This is a genomic window from Panacibacter microcysteis, assembly GCF_015831355.1.
Lineage (GTDB): Bacteria > Bacteroidota > Bacteroidia > Chitinophagales > Chitinophagaceae > Panacibacter > Panacibacter microcysteis.
The window spans coordinates 126,311-147,013 of record NZ_JADWYR010000003.1 but is presented as its reverse complement, the minus strand read 5'-3'; the positions used below and the strand labels follow the sequence as shown (position 1 = coordinate 147,013).

The window sequence follows — 20,703 nt, the reverse complement described above, 5'->3', positions numbered from 1 at the left end:
GCGTTGCTATACCCGGAAGGGCTGACAAATGTGATACAGTACAAGTGTGCGACGCAACGGAAGCCTCATGCATATACTGTTGCCCGGCCCATTATTGTATTTACTAAAAACCTACCTGTATACCAAGGTTCATTACACGCTGGTTAAGGTATGCATCGCCTGCTGTGTTGGATGATATTTCAGGGTCTTGCTGGTACAATGAAAAGTTTGACCATGTAAACAGGTTGTATGCACTGAAGTAGAGCCTTGCATTGCTAATGTTGAACGGCAACAGCTTTTCGGGCAACCTGTAACCGATCTCCACTGTCTTCATACGCACATAATGTGCATTGAGTAACCAGAATGTAGACGGATACACAGATGGGCTGCTGACACCCGCCTGGTTAGATGTAAGCCTGGGGAACTTTGCGTTGTCGGCATTATCGGGCGTCCACCGTAACTGGTGAATGGGTTGCATCTGGCTCCTGAACGGTTCTATACCGATGCCCTGTACCGCAAAACTGTAATTGAATGCGCCCTGGAAAAGTACGCTTACATCAAGCCCTTTGTAGTGTACACCAAGCGTAATACCAAGCGATGTGTTTGGAATGTTTGGTTTGCCTATCGGGCCCTGGTCGCGCTCATCAATTACACCATCGCCATTGAGGTCTGCATATTTTAAATCCCCGGGTTTGATGATCGACGGATCAACATTTGGTTTCGGACTTTTATCGATGTCTTCCTGGTTTTCGTAAAAACCTACCCATGTGTAACCAAATGGCTGACCGATCGGGTGGCCTGTTCTTGCAAGCCAGGGGTATGCGGGCAATGGTTCATCCTGGAAAACGATTTTGTTTTTGGCGTAGGAGAAAACGGCAGTAATGTCGTACGCTACTTTGCCAATGTTATCCTGGAAACGTACCTGCCCATCCCAGCCGCGGTTGCGCACACTGGCAAGGTTTTCCCTTGCAAAGCCCACACCAAGAATAGCAGAGATAGAACCGGGATAAAATAACTGGTCGTAACGGAAATCATCGAAAAAATCTACGGTAACCGAAAGCTTGTCTTTAAACATGTTTACATCCAGGCCAATATCTTTCTTGCGTGCTTTTTCCCAGCTTACCATGGCATTGCCAAGGCTACCTTCATAAATACCCGCTACGCTATTGCTGGACTGACCGAATGAGTAACCGCCACCTCGGTAATAAAACTGTTCATACAGGTAGCGGCCATCGGGCACCGCATCTGAGCCCACCCAGCCGAAAGAGCCGCGCAGTTTGAACAACTGTATAAACGGAAACCGGTCTTTGAAGAATTTTTCTTCTGCCAGGTTCCAGCCCACACCCACTGCAGGGAAGAAACCAAAACGGTTACCCGCACTAAACCTGTCTGAACCATTGTAGCCTGCATTGAAATCCAACAAATATTTTCTTTTGAAATCATACCCGAGTTTCAACGTAAAACCCTGGAATTTTTCGGGCACCTGCAACTGGTTGGTAAAAAAGTTTTTCGCTGTGTAGTTAGTCTGGTTGAGCAGTGCCATGCCAGAGAAATGATGCTCGCCAAACAGGCGGTCGTAGTTTAGGAAAGCCTGCAGGTTTACCCTTTTATCAAACAGGTTATTGCCCGCACGCAGTGCAAAATTGCTGAGTGTATAATTGTTGTGTTTACTGGTAGTGTACACCCCTGTTGTGGGGTCGTAGTGGAATGCAGGCGGCACCTCGCCGCGTTGCAATGTCCTGGTAATATCAGAGGTATTGCTGTATGCAAGCCGGCCTTCGAATGACAAACCCCTGGTGATAAAATCGAGCTTTTCTGTTACGCCAAACAACGTGTTAAAGTCTGTTCTGCTGGTACGGGTATAGCCCATGGTAGCCAGCCTTGCATTGATGGTAGGCTCATTGCTCAGGTTTGGACCGTACGCCCATGCATAGCTGCCATTGGGGTTTAGCACCGGCGCCGCATAAGGCGTAATAATAGAGAAGTCGTATATCTCCTGCATAATGCCGGAAACACCATTACTGAAATAGGGATAAAACAACGGCTGATTGATCTGACCGAACCTGCCCGTAACATCGAGCCTGATCTTTAACGATTTGGTGGCCTGTATATCGAGGTTGCTCCTGAAATTATACCTGCGGAAAAAGTAGTTGTTCTTTACACCCTGGTTACGTGGGTCAGTAAAATCATTGAGGTTCCCATTTTGTGTAAACGCACCGGCAGAGATAAAGTATTTTACATTGTCTGTACCGCCCGATATATCAACATTGGTATTTGCCTGCAGGGCGAAAGGTTTAAACACTACATCGTACCAGTTTACATCAGGGTGGCCGTAAGGGTCATCACCTGACTTGTACAGGTCGAGATCCTGTTGTGTAAAACGCGGCTGCAGGCCATCATTGCTCAATGCTTCATTTACGAGCGATGCGGTTTCGTATGCGTTTAAAAACCTGGGTACTTTGGTGGGCGATTGCATACCTGTCTCCACCCTTGCATTTACTTTTGGTACGCCCAGCGCACCGCGTCTTGTTTTTACGATCAACACACCATTGGCGCCTTTGATGCCATAGATGGCGGTGGTAGAGGCATCTTTCAAAATAGAAATGCTCTCGATCTCATTTACGTTTATCTGCGAGAGCTGTTCGTATGTATACTCAATATCATCAACGATGATCAGCGGCTTGTTACCATCACCATTCAAAGAACTGATACCCCGGATAAAAAAGTCTGACGCATCCCTGCCCGGCTGCCCGCCACGCTGTACAGAGAAGAAACCCGGAAGCTTACCCTGCAAGGAATTTTGAACATTGGCTGTTGGAATATTGCGTATGGCATCTGCAGAAATAGAACTTACTGCACCGGTGTTTGTTACCCTTTTCTTGGTACCATAGCCCACTACAATCACCTGGTCGAGACCCTGCTCAGAGGGCTGCATCGTTACTTCAATGTCGCGGTCGCCGGCTTCTACTTTCAGTTCCTGGTCTGCATAGCCAACGCGTTTAAATACCAACGTCATCGTCTTGCCTTTCAGGGCAATGCTAAACTTACCATTCTGGTCTGCAATGGTACCGTTGGTGGTTAGCCCTTTTTCCTGTACGGTTGTTTCTGCCAGCGGCCCGTTTGCATCTTTAATGGTACCACGTATTGTTATGCTTTGCGCACACACTGAACCTGTAATGATCAATGCAAAAAACAATAGTAATAGTTGCGCTCTTTTCATAAAGCTCTGCGTTAATATTTTTTATATGCGCCCGCTTTGCAGGCGTTGATTGTTATTCTCTGTGGCGTGCCCCTCCGGGTCGGGCTATCCGCTGCAATTTTTTTGTTCGTGCCTCACAAAAAAGATTTCCGCTGCTATCCCTCACGCATGGGTGCGGTCTCCGCGCTGCTGGTCTCACCGGTTATGGCTTCACACAACCTCATCAGACCCGGACGGTCAGATTAGGTTCCCTGCTGCATAGAGAACCATCTGTACAAGTGAGTGACACAACAGGCGATGCCACATGCACCACAGCCGGCAACCTCATCTCTTGTCTTTCCATATTACCCCGCATCACCAACCGCACATCGCAAAACCTTTTACCAGCCCGGGTTCTGCCGCATGTTGCTATTACTGATCATCTCGTTATAAGGAACCGGGTAATAGTAATCTTTTGCAGCCATAAACACCGGTTGTATAACAGGTTCTATATTGTAGGTAAAGCTGCCCGATGCATTTTTGATAATGCTCATACCATGCAGCGGATCTGCATATACCTGCTCTGCAATCTTCCAGCGGCGTATATCCCAGAAACGGTGTTCCTCAAAAGCAAATTCTTTCCGGCGCTCATTGCGGATGATATCTCTCATCTGCTCTTTGGACAAACCTGCATCAAGCGTAAAAGGATTGAGGCCTGCGCGGCTACGCACCGCTTCAACGGCTGTATATACCTCAGTACCGGGGCCGGAGAATTCGTTCAGGGCTTCTGCATAGCTTAACAGTATATCTGCATAACGGAAGTAAATCCAGTCGTGGTAGCTGTCCCCATACTGCGTTTGCGTGGAATAATCGGCCATAAACTTACAGGTATAGTATCCTGTTTTAGTTTGTGTACCGGCGGAAGCACCGGGGCCACTAAGACCACCTACAAAAGTTTCCAGCGTGGTATTGAGCCATGGTGCGCCATTGTATAAAATAGTTGCATAAAAACGCGGATCGCGGTTTGCGTAAGGATTGTTGGCATCATAACCAGAAGCGGGGTCTGTAATGGGTTTACCATTTGCCATGCCGTATGCATCTACCAGTTCCTGCGTAGGACTGGTATAGCCCAGTGCAGGTGCGGAGGAAAAGTTTGGCGGACCATTCTGGTTTTCCACGCTCCGGCCCCTGCCCTGCAGTTTTGCAAAAATAATTTCATTGTTACGCTGGCTGATAAACACAGACCTGAAGTCGGGATCGAGCTGGTAAACACCAATATCCATTACCTGCTTAGCAGCATTGGCTGCAAGCTGCCAGCGGTTTGCATCGTACGTTGGGTAGCCGTTGAGCGTATCTCCTATTTCATTGCCGTTGTACAAAGGGCTTGCGGCAAACAACAATACCTGTGCTTTTAATGCCATGGCACCTGCCTGGGACCAGCGCCCAAGATTGATGTCATCTACAGGGTCTGTACGCAGGCTGTCTATAGCCCGGTCGCATTCGGTTACGATATAATCTACACACCTTGCAAAAGAGCTGCGTGGAATTTCCACATTGTCTTCGAGCCCTTTTACGGAATCGCCCACAATAGCCACGCCACCCCAACGCCTTACCAGCTCCCAGTAAAAAAAGGCACGCATAACCCTTGCCTCACCAAAGCGGGAACGCTTTTCGTAGGCGCTCTTCAGTGGTACTATACCAAAATTGTTGAGAAAGTCTGTACAGCGGCGGATACCCGTGTATGCATTTGCCCATGCACCTGCATCAGGATTATCAAAAATGGTAATACCACCGGTAAGCATTTTTTGCACCTCTGTAACAGATGTACGCGATGGTATGGCATCATCAGATGCGGCATCCAGGTAATCGCTTCCGATACGGTTATAACCATTGGGCAATAATGCATAAATACCCGTCAGGTATTGGTTTGCATAGTTGCCGTTGGAATCGAGCGGATCCCAGATATACTCTCCTGTTACCTGCTCTACGGGCACGGGCTCGTATGTTTTTGAACAGGAAAATAATATGGTTATGCCTGCAAGTGCAACACATAAAAACAAAGAATATTTTTTCATACGTATTATTCCGTTGCGGTGATTTCGAATTAAAACTTAATGTTTAAACCAAAGTTGATTACACGCTGTATGGGATATACCTGGCCATTTACTTCAGGATCTAACCTGTTGTAAGCGGCCTGTGTAAATAGATTGAGGCCATTGGCAAATAACCTTACCGTTGAAACCTTCAGGTGCTTTGTTACTTTAAATGGCAGTGTATAGCCAAGCTCTACATTTTTCAGCCGGAAGTAATCACCATCATGCTGCCAGAAAGTGCTGTTCCTCGCAAGCAGGAAAGGGTCGTTATTGGCATTGATACCAGGCGTAAGACGCGGGTAACCGGCCGTTGTTGCCGTTTCGGGCGTCCAGCGGTTGATGATGTAATCAAAACCCTGCTGCGAGCCTGAACCAAATGCGTAATCATTTGAGAAATAGGTCCTGTTTTGTACACCCTGCAGCAATACGCTTACATCAAAACCTTTGTAACTGAAACCGGCGGTAACACCGTAATACATGAATGGCTTTGAAGAGCTGATAAGCGTCTCATCGTACTGGTTGATGACCCCATCGCTGTTTAGGTCGCGGTATTTGATATCACCGGGCTGTAATGTATAACCGGCTACAGATGCTGCAGATTCTGCCTCTTTCTGGTCCTGTATAAAACCATCGGCTATATAACCAAATGTTGCGCCTACAGGGTTTCCCGTGCGTACGTTCCATGCATAGCTGCGCACCTGCTCGTCCATATACAGGATCTTTGATTGCTCAAAGGAAATATTGCCCGTCAGAAAATAATTGAAGTCTTTGATATTGTTCCTGTAAGTGGCAGACACTTCAACACCGGTAAATTTGTTTACTCCCAGGTTTTCTACCGGGTATGCTATACCGATAATGGTACTTTGTTTACCGGGCTGTTGCATGAGGTCGTAATAGCGATTGTTATAATACTCTGCAGTAAAGCTGAATTTGTTTCCAAACAATGCAATGTCTATACCTGCATTGTATTTATCAGCTTTCTCCCACGTTACATTGGGGTTTGCCAGTATAGACTGCTGCGAGATAAACTGTGTAACCCTGCCCACACCATACGGATAACTGGAGAATACATAATCACTCTGGAACGCTTCTCTCCAGGTAAAGTAACCCACGTTAACGTTACCGGTTTTGCCATATGTGCCACGCAGCTTTATCTTGTTGATCCAGGCAAGGCTGCTGTTGTCTTTTATAAAGTTTTCTTTAGCCACATCCCAACCTATGCCGGCAGCATAGAATAACCCGAATTGTTTACCCGGCGGGTAGCGGTCATTACCACTATAATTCACGGCACCTTCCAAAAAATATTTTCCATTATAATCGTAGGTGGCATTGAAAGCAAAATTCCGGTTCGCTTCAGGCAGATCGTAGTTGAAGATGGAAGAGTTGTAATCGAAAAACAGTTTGCCTGCAAAATTGTTTTTACCAAAAGAGCGGTTGTAGCCTACTGCGGTCTGCAGGTAGAAATACTGTGCACTGTATGTAAGCGCAAATGTATTTGCCTGGTCTATGATATTACCATAACGAGCATACGTGGAATCTCCATCGGGAGAAATATTAAACTTGAACGAAGGCGCAACACTGCTCCTGTCTGTAAGGTTGGAAGCATACACGGATAAATTGCTCTGCGCCCTTGCCCATAAGCCTTTCACCCACCTGTCAAACTTATAGTTCAACACAATGTTTGCCATAATATCTCTTGTATAATCCTGCAGGTAACCGGAACGGTTAACCATACCATAGAGGTTGCGCTGGTAAATAGAAGAGCCGCCAAGCGAACCATCCGGGTTAAAAACAGGATAAGCACTATTTGGTGTGGTGTACAAACCGCTGATAACAGCATCAGTACCGGCACCGGGCTGGTTGCCATCCTGTATACGGCCAAATATCTGCAACTGTGCTTTGAAGTCTTTGGTTACATCAACATCAATATTTGTATTGATGGTATAGCGCTTTATAGAATTGTTTGTTTCATATGCAGGATTATCTGACTTAAATAAACCCTGCTGATTTAAATAGCCCAAACCCACCGTATATCTTGCAGAACGGCCACCGCCGGAAATATTTAAAGAGTAACGGTTAATCAGCGAGCTTTTATTTAAAATAGTATTGAACCAGTCAACATCAGGATGTGTATAAGGACTGCTGTGATCGCGGTACTTTGCAAAATCATCATATGCATATGCAAGAGGAAGGTTTTGGTTAGACAATGCTTCATTGTATAAATAAGCATACTGGTAAGCCGGCAACGTTGTTGGCAAACTCAGTGGTGACTGCCTGCCAAGCTGCGCGGTAAATGATACATGCGGTGTACCCTGCATAGGCTTTTTTGTGGTAACCAGTATTACACCCCGTGAACTTCTTTGCCCGAGTAAGATGGTAGACAAACCGTCTTTCAGCACAGAAACCGATTCTATGTTTTCCGGGTCTATAGTATAAATATCACGCTGTACGCCATCTATGATCGTTATGGGTGCCTGGCCGCGCAGGCGCAACGAAATTTCTGTATTATCGTTTGGTCCTTTCAGCCCCTTGGTGTTGTCTGTAGGAAATGTACCAAACACACCATCTGTAGAAGAAGTAGATGCTGTTACCGTAGCTGCCCAGCCACGGGTTTGCTGCGTATACAGCCCGGGCAACCTGCCGGCGAGTGCGTAAGCGTATAACGGTGCAGGCGTTGATGTTAACTGCCCTGAGTATACCGTAGATACCGAGCCAAGAATTTTATCTGCTTTTCTTGTATCGTACAAAACATCAATACTGTTGTTTTGCGGAAACAGGCTGCGTACAAGCTTTACAACAGTTTTACCAGTTGTAACTTTCCATGCGTACTGCTCAAATGACGGATGCGTAAACAACAGCACCGCATTGGCTGCAGCCTGTATTTCAAATGCACCCTCATCATCTGTGGTAACAAGATTGGATGTACCTGACACGGCAACCGTTACAGCCGGTAAAGGGTGGCCATAATCATCCAGTACCACGCCTGTTACACTTTGTACAGACTGTGCCTGCACCTTTAACACCTGCAGAAATATTACGAGCAATAACAATCGTCTCATAAAGCGTTATTTAAAACTTCTTTGTTGTTGGTTTAATGCTTACCGCATGTTTGCGCCTGCGGCCCGGCTGTTTATGTAAGCACTGTTACACCCGGAACTGTTGCGGCAGGCACTGCAGTACAAGTGTGCGACGCAACGATGCTTCATTGAAAAACTGCTGCCGGGCTACAAAAAATTCTTACTGTTATGCACGGGTTATCATTGTGTGAGCTGCATTGCTACTATCATCGCCTGTTGTGTCACTCACTTCAGCTTTTGCAAATACTTCGGCACAGTGCGGCCCCGCTTACATGTTCTTACTTTACTTGCATTTAAACGTGTACACAAAAGGATCTGCCGTATTTGCAAAACCGGTTTTAAGTGTACCTGTTTTATCAGTGAAATAATATTCCATACGCTGCAGTTCTTTACCTGCCGGTAAACTGAAATGTTTTGCAGGCCAGAAATCGATGCGCCATTTTTTGAAAGCAAAAGTTCTCAGCAGGTTGCTTTCATTCTTTTCGCAGTTTTCTATCACTTCGCCATCTGTTGTATAAACCTTTGCGCAGAGGTATATCTCCTGCTCATTTGCAAGCTGCGATATATCGAGGTTTGCATCGTACTTAAGTGTTATAATGTCGTTGGCAAGGGCATTGGAAGGCTCGCCAATACCAATTTGCGGGTTACAGAAATCCTGTATATCGCCTTCTCCGTTTACGACTGCCAGGCAATTACCAAATGCGCTGGTATAAAAGCCTGAAAAGAAATCAGACAGGCCATCATTGTCTTCGCACATGGCATAACCTGGTTTGAACTGGAGGTTGGCATTGGCTGTTTTGATGTTGATATACACTTTACCATTGAGCGTGGAACCATTGGGTACAACAAATTTGATGTCTGACCAGAACACTACCCACTCCATATCATCTATAAGGTTGGGACCAATACCAAACTTTTTCATGAATGCATCTTTCCATGGCAACTTGCTATCGGGCTCTACCGCGCTTGCTGGTATTACGCTCATCGTAGCATCGCCGGATGACCCTTCGAGGAACATTTTCGTGGTTGCTGCTGCGTTCCATGACTTTGGTACGCAGATACCGATCACCTGCCTGTCGTTATGATCATTGTTGGTTTCTTTCCATTGTATGCTTAGCACAATCTTCGCCGTATCGCCTGCATTTACTTCGTTGGGCTGGCTGATATTCGTGATGGTAGACACACACGCTGCTACGGCAAGACCAATCAGGCCCGCTACAGCAAGAAAATATATTCTTTGCCTTGTTCTTTTTCTTTTAAGAATGGTGGTTACTTTTTGCATATGGCACTATTGCATTTTTTCCAATGTATATACGTATGTGTTTTTATTGCAACCCGGGCTGAGGGTAATATTGAGACTCCTGTTTCCTTTGATAACCGGTGTGGTAATACTGCCCGAAACAGAATCCTGCGCATTGGCAGGCACAAACGACAAATGATACGGGTACTGCGGATCATCTGCCTGCCAGTTGCCTGCGGCGCCCACCAGGAATGGCAGTTTGTTTTCACCGAGCGTATAGCTGTTATCATCATTCAGCACCAGCCTGAAGCCGGATGAATCTACCCATTCGGTTATATCGGCTGCATTCCTGGTAACCCTGGAGATGCGCCATGTACCTGCAAGATCTTTTTGTGGTTCTATCAACACATCTTTCTGTGTTTTACATGCTGCACCGGCTATTATAAGCGCTGCTGCAAGAAATATTTTTATGCTGTTCATATTATTTCAGTTGAATTAATATCCCGGGTTTTGAAGCAGTTCGGCAGACTTTGCTGTTTCTGCATACGGCAATGGCCATAAGTACATTGGTGTACGAAAGCTGCGGTCTCTTACATTGATGACGTTGTAGGTAAAAGAGCCATCTGCATTCCTTGTTACCTTCATACCCTTCAATACCTGGTCTTCGGTTTGTTCGGCCAATTTCCAGCGGCGTACATCCCAGAAGCGGCTTTCTTCAAATGCAAGCTCTACCTGTCTTTCATGCCGTATTACACTTCTCATCTGTTCCTGGCTAAGGCCGGGCGTAAGTTCGTATGGCAGCAAGCCCGCTCTTTTACGTATGGCCTGCACCGCGTCATACACGTCCTGCGTAGGGCCCTCATATTCATTGAGCGCTTCAGCATACATCAATAAAACATCTGCATACCTTATCAGTGGCAAACAGCGCTGGGATGCAGAACCGATATAGTCGGGCACCACGAGGTCGTTGCACATTTTATTACCGTAATAACCGGTTGGTGTGCCCACACCTGTAGCATCGCCGTTAGGCTCTCCATCATAAGTATAGATCGGTAAAACGGACTGAAGTGATTTATAGATCATCGACCCATTGTGAGAGACCGTATAATCCAACCGCGGATCGCGGTTATCGTAAGGATGCTGAGCATCATACCCTGAAGACGGATCTGTTATGGGCAGGCCATTATTCATTTCAAAAGCATCAACCAGGTTCTGCGATGGAAACGCGCCTGACGTAGAGTTTCCACCCCTGGATGGCGGGCGCCACAAACCTTCAAGATCACGGTTATCGCCATTCATTCTTGCAAGAATGTATTCTGTGTTTACCCTAAGCTGGAACAACTGGTAAAAACCATAACCGGCTTTGGTATTGTTGTCTTCGTATAGCTGGTACTGGTTAAGATCAATCACTGCTTTGGCCGCATCAGCAGCAAGCTTCCACCTGTTGATATCGAAAGAAGGATAACCGGTAATTGATTTCAGTGGTTCTGCATCAGCAATGCCCTGGCCGTTATATAAAGGGCTTGCTGCATATAAGAGTACTTTGGCTTTAAGTGCCAGGCAGGCACCTTTTGTGATACGTCCATAATTGAGACCGCTGTAGCTTGTGCTGAGGTAAGACGCTGCTTCGTCGCACTGCTGAAGGATATAGTTTACACACTCTTCATAAGTATTGCGGGATGTTTTGATATTGTCGTTTACGTTGTACACAGTATCTCCTACCAATGGTACACCGCCATAATGTTTCAACATCAGCGCATAATACCACGCACGCAGGAACATTGCTTCACCTCTTGTTCTTTGCTTCAGGTCTTCATTGAAAGGAATAACACTTAAGTGCGCAAGAAACTGGTTTACTGCGCGTATATTCTGGTATCCCGCGGTCCACGCATCTGTGCTGATGGTAAACGCACTGATAGAACCGGAAGCGAACTGGCTGTACGTTGTAATACCGGTTGCCAGCGGGCCTTCTGCCTCATCAGAGCTCGCATCAAGACCGGCCAGCCCGCTAAAGCGGGAGGGTGTAAAGCTGTAACCAATACCTGTGTAGATCTGAGCAAGAAAATCCATTGAACGGGCACTGTCTGAAAACACACTGTTTTCATCAAGGTCTGTCGTGGTGGTCTGGTCAAGAAATCCCTGTTTGGAACAGGCCAGCAATCCTGTGGTTAAAACGGCTAGTACAATAAGCAGTTTTTTCATACTTCAAGCAGTTTGTGTAATTGGCAGGTTTTTGTTAAACCTGTATTTAGATTATTGTCACCTAAACTGCATACTACCGCCATCAGTTTTCAGAAATTTCCAGTAAAAAAAAGAACAGCCTTGCGCTGCTCTTTTTAGTGACAATGTATGGGGGTACTATTTATTTGATCAAAACGCTGGTAGTAGCTTTCAAACCGCTGCCGGTTACACTTACATAATACAATCCCGGAGTAACCTTACCCCTCACAGGTATACTTATTGCAGACCCGTTTGCGGCAATGTTGACGGTTTGTTTTATGGCAGTTCTTCCGTCTGATCCGCGTACGGTTACAACCACATTCCCTTCATAATTCTTCACCACAAGATTAATGTTGTCTACAACGGGATTTGGCGTAACGGTAAGTATCATCTTGCCTTTACCAAGTTCTACATATTTCACAGATGTGGCTGAAGATTTACCATCCCTGTCAAACTGCATAATCCTGTAGTAACTTTTGCCTGAAAGTGGTGCAGCATCGAAATAGCTGTAGGAACCGGTTTTGTTTGCTGTAACAGTGCTTACATTTTTCCAGGTATTGGCATCAGTGCTTCTTTGAACAACAAAATGATCATTGTTTATCTCAGTGCCTGTTGTCCATGAAACCTGGATGCCGTTGTTCTTTTCCAGCAATGAAAATCCTGTAAATGTCACAGGCAGTGTTGCAGCAGTTGTAAGTACGGGGTTTGTATAACCTGCATTATGGTTTGTTTCCTGTACCCTGAACTCATAAGTAGTGGAGGGTGCGATATTCGCGGTGGGTTTTATACAAAATTCATACTCTGTTTCTGAATAGGGAGACACCGGTAAAGACGGCAACGGAGATGTACTTACGATCACCTTTCCACTTTCAAAAGGAAAATTAGCCCCCGTTATCTGCTGCGTGGTTGGTTCCAGGTCTGTAACGTTGGGGCTGGTTGATGCCAATACAAAAGCGTTCGTGCCTGCATCAGTGGTAATGGTTTTCCAGTCACTTCCGCCACTGATGGTGTATTGCAGCACTTCATTATCCGGGTCGTTGCTGTTGACGTCATCATTGTACAGCTCAATCCTTAAACGAATATTTTGAGAAGCATCAGAAATGGTTGCCGGCTGATCCTGGTCTGCCATCCATGTGGCCGTTATTTCAGAGCCATCATCCTTACGCCAGCGCCAGTGCCCCTGGCTAACAGATGCAAACAGGCTGTTATACGCCACAACCATAAAAAGCAGGAGTAAAATTCTTTTCATAACGGTATTTTACACACCGTCACGTAGTTGCAATTTTACCCCTACTGATTTTTATAAAAAAACATTTTATTGTACAACAACTTTAAGCGTCTGTGTACCTTCTTTTGTGCTCAACTGTAACATATACATGCCGGCAGGTGGCATTGACTGCAGGTGCAGCCTGTATTGGGCATTTGCGGTGACCATTATTTTTTCTGTGTGCAACACATGACCTGTCATATCTGTGAGTGTTGCGGTTAGTTGACCGTCTTTGATCTGCTGTACAGCAAACTGAATGTACTGTGCTGCGGGATTTGGTACTACCAAGGCTTTATAACTATTGTTGGGTACTGTAACCGATGCACCTGCCTGCACGCTCCTTACAGCATTATTGCGATAGGGTGACAATGCTTTAAGATCTGATTTTACATAGTAAGGAATATAACTGCCCTTATCAGATTGCTGCTGCGGTATTAAACCTGCAAACGGGTAAACAGAATAAGACAATGTATAAAGACCATTGGCGCCACTGCCTGCATCTATATGACCCTGGTAGGCGAGCACACCTTCTTCCTGTGGAATATTGCATACAACATGTTTGTTTGTCCATGGCCCTTCCGGCGCCGGCGCAAACCATACCGCCACCTCGTTGGTAAGATTGGGAACACCAGACATTACATAGTTGCCCTCGCCCAGTTTTCTCACAGTACCCGCTTCTACCCCACTGATGATGCGCTTCACATTGGTATAACCAGTGCTCCATGTGCCGTCATTTTTATAAAACTCCCACTGTCTGCTGCCATTCAGTTTGCCGGCAGGTACTCTTGCTACCTGGGAATAGTTTTCAAACGTACCTGCACGCTCGCTGAGGTAAATGTAGTTGTAACCACCATCCTGGAAAATGGTATTGGGTGAGTTTGGTCCTGTATAAGGCGCCACTACCTGGCCCTGTACCTGCAAGCCTGGCAACGACAATGTACCAATATATGTGCGGTTCTGGTAGGTGCCGCCTCCACCAATCTCTATAAGCAAAACTTTTAGCTTATTGCCATCTACCACACCACCGGCATTCCAGAAAATATTGCCGTTGCCCGGGCTGAATAATGATGTTGCAGCGCCTGCATTGCCACCGTAAATGGAAGTAAACTGGCCGTTCTTTTCATGCACCACCAGGTTATTGATGATGCTTGTATTATCGATAATATTGGAATGCGCATCGGCAGTACCCATAAACGAATCGCTGAAAATCCATGCAATGCTGCTGTCTGGCAACAAAACGGAATTGTCATTATCGCCCGACAGCCAGCCATACCCGCTAAACCCGTATTGCCATTTGTATTGGGTATTTACATCGATCACATCATCTGTAGCTGGTATTATTTCCATATCGTCGATATAGTACGTGGTATTGGAGTTAAAGGCCATTTCAAACGTAACCGGGCTTTGTGTAACCCTGAACGTATAATGATACATTTGCCAGCCATTTCCGGCATTATCAAAACGGTCGTATATTTTATACGCACAAAGGTTATTGCCTGCCGCTGTACGAAAGTTAATATTTAATAATGCATCTCTTGTATCAGCCAGTGCCCAGAAACGCAGCTCATAAGTACCGGCAGTGTTTATGGCAAACGAATTATGCCTTATACCAATTTTATTATTACCACCCTTATCTGTCACCACTACTTTCAGCGCTTTACTGCCACCGTGTACATTGGTTGTAGCCGGTTCAAATGTGGCACTTCCTTTTGCAATCAGGCCCTTCCAGTCTGCGAGATTATCTTCAAACCCGCCATTTGACAACAATGCCGGCGTTACAGGAATATTGGCCGCGGTAGTTAAAAAAGGTATTGCAACAGCATCATCCAAACTCCCCGCTTTGAAATAATAAGTGGTATTGGGTATGACATTGCCGGTTGCTTTCAGTACCCACTCATACTCCGTTTTTGTTCCATCCTGTAATAATTGCGAGAAGGCAGGATCTGCTGAAATAATTTCGCCCGCTGTAAATGTGTTGGCTGAATAACCGGAGAGCTGCTTCGTGGTACTTTGCCCGTCTGCTACGAAAGATGATGTACTCAACCTGAAAGCACTGCTTACATTATTTACCTGCTCCCACGGTCCGTTGGGGTTCGTTGCGTATTGCAACGATTGTGTAAAATTTCTGGGCTCTCCTGCACTGTTTATAATTTCCATTCTTAAACGAAAGGAGGCTGTGTCTGCAAGAACGAATGTTACACCTTCTGCCGCTTTCCATGTGGCCGCAGTTTCTGAAGCGTTATCGTTTCGCCAGCGCCAGTTGCCCTGCGAAAGATTGGCAAAAACGCCGCTGGTAAACAACATACACAACACTGAAAGGAATACATTTTTCATGGGGTTAAAATTTTATGACGATCAAAAGTAAACAACGTGATTAAACAGTCACTCTTTTTAGCCGGCAGTTTTTGAAACCGCAGTATCGAAGATGCCACATATTATGCAGTACAAGAGTGCGACGCAAGGAACGATGCATCATCATCCTGCTGCCGGGTACATACATTTCTTTTGTGACCAGCTTCAATGCTGCTATTGAGCATCGTTGTGTCACTCACTTGTACTGCATAGCTTTATGCAACACTGCGGGTACGATCTCTCTACATATACACAACCAGTTGGGTGATGTATGATTTATTGCACAATTACTTTTGCTTTCCCGCTTAAGCCCGTACCTGTTACAACGAGTGTATATGCACCGGCAGCAGGCCTGGTATGCATGGGCAACCTGTACACACCACCCGGTTGCACATTTATGTTACTGCTATATAACGCTATACCATTTACGTTGAGCAGTTTTACATGCACAACACCGCCGCTGTAATGATTGATTTCAAAGGCAATATTGCCGCTTTTTACAGGATTGGGATAAACCTGTAACTGCGGCGTAGTGAAATTCATTTTTACCAAACGCGTTGTACTGTAACTAACGCTGTTATCCTGGCTAACCTGTTTTAGGCGGTAATAATTGTTCCCGTTAAGCGGCGTGGCATCGTAGGTATTATACTGCTGCCTGCTCAGCGAGTTGCCTTTACTGTTTACCATTGCAACAGGTGCCCAGTTATTGTTGCCATCGGCACTGCGCTCTATTTCAAAACGGCTGTTATTGGTCTCTGTTACAGACTCCCACTTTAGCAATACTTTGCTGCCTGCAGCATTCGCAGAAAAATCATCCAGCTTTACAGGCAATACGATATCGTTAAACGGCGAAAGGCTCTTCAGGTTTGCCCTGATGAATGTAGGAAAATACACGGTTTTGTCATCAAGCATCTGGCCTATATCTCCTATATTTGAATAAGACATCGTATACGTTCCATTGTTGGCGGTCTCTTCATGTATTACACCAAAGTAAGTGAAGATGTCTGCCTGGCCTTCGATCTGCCCTACAATGGTACGGCCTACCCACGGGCCCAGCGGAGACTGTGCAAAAATTGCTTCCATTTTATCGCTGCCTGGTGTCATAAACACAGATACATAATGATTTGCACCAAGTCTTGCAACAGTATACAATTCTACTTCTGCAATTTCTTTGCTGTTGTGGTAATCGCTGCTCCAGCCGGTGTCTGTTAAAAATTCCCAGGGTGTTGTTGCAGCCAGTTTACCTGTGGGGAAACGTGCAACAATCGCCCTTCCTTCAAAAGCGTTGATCTCGTGCTTGCTATAGGCATAGGTATAGCCATCATCGGCCTTTACCAATGTGCCGTACTGAACAGAATCTATAAATGGCAGCCAGTCTATACGGCGCAGTGTAAGATCAGGCAAAGAGAATACACCGATGGCCTCCCTGTTGCCGTAAGTAACGGGATCGTTTTCGTTGAGCTGGCGTGTATCGGGCAGCAGTATTTTCAATGAATCATTGTCAACGATCATGTCTCTCGGCCAAAAGAAATCATCATGACCGATAGGGTTTGGCGGTACCATTAAAGATTGTGGCGCAGCAGCAGTGCCGGCAATTTTTGTGTTCAATGTGCCATCCGGCTTAGGCGCACTTTGAACGATCAATGCGTTTCTCAGCAACCTGTTTGTACTCATAGAATTGGTAGTGGTATCGTTGTAGCCATACCAGCCGTCAGAGCAGGTCCATGCTGTTCTTCCATCGGGCAGGGGCTCTGAGTAAACACCATCTGCCGATAGCATTGAATATTGATCAACGGGTCTTTTATTTTGCCACATATAGTTCATGGCCACATCAATGGCTTTATTGTCTTCATCGAGCAACTCTACATGGTCGATGTTATAATCTGTTTTGGTTTGAAACAGGAAAGCAAGGCTTACAGATGATGCAGGCGCCTTGAATGCAAACTGGAACTCCTGCCAGCCCGTGTACATTTTGTAACTGTACAACAAGGTTTTTCTTCCACCTTTTACAGCCAGTTGCATTGGGGCAGAACGTTTTTTTGCTTTTGCCCAAAAACGTACCATGTAGGTTTTGCCTGCAACAACCGGAAGCGCCGTATGCACCAGCCTTATATCTGAAGAACCACCTGCAGTGGTTACGTTTACCGACATAGATCTGATACCATCTTTATGCACAGAATCTACCGGTACCCCTGTTGCAGCAGCACTGCCCAGTACGCTGAACGTCCAGTTTTGCATATCGTTTTCAAAACTTCCGTTGGCAACACTTTTCTTTTTTGATTTTATTGCAGCAGTAGTTTGCAGAGAAGGCAGCACTATCGGGTATTCCAGGCCAGGTATACGGAAATAGTACACTGTTGCCGGAGTAATGTTTTCGGTGGGCTTTATCGCATACTCGTGCTCGGTAGTGTTGTTATTTTCAAACAGCGTATTTAACGTAGTCGTCTTTACCATTACCCTGCCCGGTGCAAACGTATTTGACGAACCGGTGATCTGCTGCGTGGTAGGGGTAAGATCTGCCACAAAAGCACTGCTGCCTGCCAGCATAAATGCATTGTTGCCTGCAAACGCTGTAATGTAGTGCCATGGGCCATCCGGCGCGGATGCATACTGGATGTTTGCATTGATGCCTTTCTGTTCGCCGGTGGTGTTGTTTAGCTGCATGCGTAAGCGCAATACGCTGTCTATGGTACCCACGGTAATGGCATTGTTTTGAGCGGCGCGCCACGTGGCCGTCGTTTGCGAGCCGTTATCATTGCGCCAGCGCCAGTTGCCCTGGGTTACAAATGCGAACGAGACAGACAGTTTGCATAAGCAAACCAACATAAGTAGTAAAGATTTCTTCATAGCAGTATCCTGGTTTATAAGTATGGTTGTATAAACGTGCGCCCTGTGCACATGGCTGCATAACGATATGCAGTACAAGAGTGCGACGCAACAAAAGCTAAACCTGTGTTACCACAGCCGGGTACATAATTACCTCGACAGAGAAAAAGGTTTGTCAGCATCAGCTATACCACGCTGCATGGCGGGCTTACTGCCCATTTCCAGGTGCAGCACGCCACCATTGATAATATCTTCATGTGTAATAAAGTTTTTTGTAAGCACACTGCCATTTAATGTAGCCGACTGTATGTATACATTTTCTTTACTGTTGTTATTGGCTTCTATGGTAAACTGTTTGCCATTTTCTAACGTTATCGTCATGCTGTTGAACAGCGGGCTGCCAATTACATACTCGGTTGTGCCCGGGCATACGGGATATAAACCCAGTGCACTGAATACATACCAGGATGATGTTTGCCCCTGGTCTTCATCTCCCGGAAAACCTGTTGGTGAAGCATTGTAGATCTTATCCATCACTTCGCGTACATGCTTTTGCGCTTTCCAGGGTTGTTTACAGTAGTTGTACAGATAGATCATATGCTGTATGGGTTGGTTGCCATGTGCATACTGGCCCATATTGATCAGTTGCATTTCGGTCATTTCATGTATCATGCCGCCGTAAGTGCCGGGGTGAACGGTATTGGGTTGTGTAAAAACAGAATCTAGTTTAACCGCAAATTTTTCATCGCCTCCTATAAGATTGATCAAACCCTGTATATCATGAAACACAGACCAGTTCCAGTGCCAAGCATTACCCTCTGTATAGGGACCGCCCCATTCGAAGGCATCAAAAGGCGTAACCCATGATCCGTCATTTTTGCGGCCGCGCATAAAACCTGTAGATGAATCGTACACGTTCTTATAATTATACATCTGCTTTGCAAAAACATCTTTATAAAAATGGTCGCCGGTTAACCTGGCCAGTTCATAACCACAAAAATCATCATAGGCATATTCCAGCGTTTGTGCAGTGGAGCCCTGGGATTCAGGATACGGCACATAGCCAAGCTGGTAATACTCCTTCCAGCCGGCACGGCCATTGGCACCGCCCCACGGGCCTTTGTTCATGGCCTCATGCGCATAAGCTTTTAGTGCCTGTTGGGGATCGAATGTGCGGATGCCTTTTACCCAGGCATCTGTTAAGAGAGATATGGCATGATTGCCCAGCATACCGCCTGTTTCGCCGGGGAACGACCATGATGGCAGCCAGCCGCATTGCTGCTGCGCATCAAGCAATGCCTGCATGTACCGGCCCTGCATAGCTGGGTATAAAAGATTATGCAATGGAAGTTCAGATCGAAAAGTGTCCCAGAACCCATTGTCAGTATACATGTAACCGTAGTGTACTTTTCCATCATACGGGCTGTAGTAATAAGGTTTGTTATCTGCATCGAACTCGTAAAACATCCTGGAAAAAAGCGAAGCACGGTAGAGGCAGGAATAAAATGTTGCTTTATCCGCTTCCGCACCGCCATCTACTTTTACATTGCCCAATACCTTGTTCCAGATTGCAGCAGATGCAGCAATGGTTTCATCAACCGACTGATGATTGCCGAGTTCCCTGTTTAGGGTTGTGAGCGCCTGCGCCGGGCTTATGTAAGAGGAGGCTACTTTCGCCTGCACTACAGCCCCTTTGGCAAATTGTATGTAAGCACCAATACCTGCACCACTATCGGTTATATTGTTTGCGCGAATATTGTTCTTTACATTTTCCCAGGTACCGTAAGTTGTAAACGGTTGATCAAAAACGATCACGAAATAGTTGACAAAATTGGCCGGTGCAAAACGCTGGTTGTTTACAAAACCAACAATTTTCCGCTCTCCCGGTATTATGCGCACCATGCTGTTTTTATTATAGCCATCCAGCACAATGAATGCGTCTTGTTTTTTAGGAAACGAAAACCTGAAGTGTGCACCCCGTTCGGTGGTAGACATTTCGGTGGTTACACCGTTACCCATTTTTACTTTGTACAAATCTGGCCTTGCCACCTCATCTCCATGTTTAAAAGAAGCAGCGCGGCTATACTGGTCAACTGCAAGTTTACCAGTTACCGGCATCAGCGTAAAAACAGCGTAGTCGCTAACCCATGGGCTGCACTGGTGAGACTGCTGAAAACCACGGATGGAATCTTTGCTGTACTGGTATTTCCAGCCTTCACCATTGAGGCCAGTTTGCGGGCTCCACATATGTACCGCAAAAGGCAGGGCGGTTGCCGGAAAGGTGTTACCCCAGGAAAGTTCAAATTTTGAATCGGTACCCTGCAATGTGCTCACATATTGCACGGGGGCTTTTTGCCCGAAAAGGAAATTGGATAATAAAACGATGGCTAGTAATGAACATCTTTTCATGCAGTATATTTTTTGTGGGGCCGGCTGCACCGCTATGGGCACCGTCCCTTGTGTCACTCACT

General features: G+C 46.0%; 10 protein-coding genes. All 10 read right to left on the bottom strand.

All coding sequences use genetic code 11. From position 1 onward, the window contains the following. Positions 1 to 103 precede the first annotated feature (103 nt). The 10 genes from I5907_RS19980 to I5907_RS19935 all read right to left on the bottom strand — a co-directional run bounded on the left by I5907_RS19980 (position 104) and on the right by I5907_RS19935 (position 20,641). Positions 104 to 3,199: a SusC/RagA family TonB-linked outer membrane protein gene (locus I5907_RS19980; protein ID WP_196992622.1), complete on the bottom strand. Its 3,096-nt coding sequence runs from the start codon at positions 3,197 to 3,199 to the stop codon at positions 104 to 106. 359 nt (positions 3,200 to 3,558) lie between these two features. Beyond that, positions 3,559 to 5,232, bottom strand: a complete 1,674-nt coding sequence (locus I5907_RS19975; protein ID WP_196992621.1) for a RagB/SusD family nutrient uptake outer membrane protein — start codon at positions 5,230 to 5,232, stop codon at positions 3,559 to 3,561. A gap of 29 nt (positions 5,233 to 5,261) precedes the next feature. Then, positions 5,262 to 8,309 carry a SusC/RagA family TonB-linked outer membrane protein gene (locus I5907_RS19970; protein ID WP_196992620.1) on the bottom strand — a complete coding sequence of 1,016 codons (3,048 nt, stop codon included), beginning with the start codon at positions 8,307 to 8,309 and terminating at the stop codon, positions 5,262 to 5,264. A gap of 301 nt (positions 8,310 to 8,610) precedes the next feature. Beyond that, entirely contained in the window at positions 8,611 to 9,609 is a 999-nt protein-coding gene (locus I5907_RS19965) for a DUF4961 domain-containing protein (RefSeq protein ID WP_196992619.1), read from the bottom strand. Between the two features lie 6 nt (positions 9,610 to 9,615). Next, positions 9,616 to 10,047, bottom strand: coding sequence for a DUF5004 domain-containing protein (locus tag I5907_RS19960; RefSeq protein WP_196992618.1), 432 nt, complete (start codon positions 10,045 to 10,047; stop codon positions 9,616 to 9,618). Between the two features lie 15 nt (positions 10,048 to 10,062). Then, positions 10,063 to 11,769 carry a RagB/SusD family nutrient uptake outer membrane protein gene (locus I5907_RS19955; protein WP_196992617.1) on the bottom strand — a complete coding sequence of 569 codons (1,707 nt, stop codon included), beginning with the start codon at positions 11,767 to 11,769 and terminating at the stop codon, positions 10,063 to 10,065. A 160-nt stretch (positions 11,770 to 11,929) separates the two neighbouring features. After that, a complete protein-coding gene (locus I5907_RS19950; RefSeq protein WP_196992616.1) occupies positions 11,930 to 13,036 on the bottom strand; it encodes a T9SS type A sorting domain-containing protein in 1,107 nt (368 codons plus the stop codon). A 66-nt stretch (positions 13,037 to 13,102) separates the two neighbouring features. Further along, positions 13,103 to 15,388 carry a DUF5005 domain-containing protein gene (locus I5907_RS19945; RefSeq protein ID WP_196992615.1) on the bottom strand — a complete coding sequence of 762 codons (2,286 nt, stop codon included), beginning with the start codon at positions 15,386 to 15,388 and terminating at the stop codon, positions 13,103 to 13,105. Positions 15,389 to 15,682: 294 nt separating this feature from the next. Next, positions 15,683 to 18,253, bottom strand: coding sequence for a DUF5005 domain-containing protein (locus I5907_RS19940; RefSeq protein ID WP_196992614.1), 2,571 nt, complete (start codon positions 18,251 to 18,253; stop codon positions 15,683 to 15,685). Between the two features lie 129 nt (positions 18,254 to 18,382). Next, positions 18,383 to 20,641, bottom strand: a complete 2,259-nt coding sequence (locus I5907_RS19935; protein WP_196992613.1) for a GH92 family glycosyl hydrolase — start codon at positions 20,639 to 20,641, stop codon at positions 18,383 to 18,385. Positions 20,642 to 20,703 lie beyond the last annotated feature (62 nt).

Coding starts and splice junctions, on each gene's coding strand:
- I5907_RS19980 (WP_196992622.1), bottom strand. CDS start 3,199: ATGAAAAGAGCGCAACTATTACTATTGTTTTTTGCATTGATCATTACA.
- I5907_RS19975 (WP_196992621.1), bottom strand. CDS start 5,232: ATGAAAAAATATTCTTTGTTTTTATGTGTTGCACTTGCAGGCATAACC.
- I5907_RS19970 (WP_196992620.1), bottom strand. CDS start 8,309: ATGAGACGATTGTTATTGCTCGTAATATTTCTGCAGGTGTTAAAGGTG.
- I5907_RS19965 (WP_196992619.1), bottom strand. CDS start 9,609: ATGCAAAAAGTAACCACCATTCTTAAAAGAAAAAGAACAAGGCAAAGA.
- I5907_RS19960 (WP_196992618.1), bottom strand. CDS start 10,047: ATGAACAGCATAAAAATATTTCTTGCAGCAGCGCTTATAATAGCCGGT.
- I5907_RS19955 (WP_196992617.1), bottom strand. CDS start 11,769: ATGAAAAAACTGCTTATTGTACTAGCCGTTTTAACCACAGGATTGCTG.
- I5907_RS19950 (WP_196992616.1), bottom strand. CDS start 13,036: ATGAAAAGAATTTTACTCCTGCTTTTTATGGTTGTGGCGTATAACAGC.
- I5907_RS19945 (WP_196992615.1), bottom strand. CDS start 15,388: ATGAAAAATGTATTCCTTTCAGTGTTGTGTATGTTGTTTACCAGCGGC.
- I5907_RS19940 (WP_196992614.1), bottom strand. CDS start 18,253: ATGAAGAAATCTTTACTACTTATGTTGGTTTGCTTATGCAAACTGTCT.
- I5907_RS19935 (WP_196992613.1), bottom strand. CDS start 20,641: ATGAAAAGATGTTCATTACTAGCCATCGTTTTATTATCCAATTTCCTT.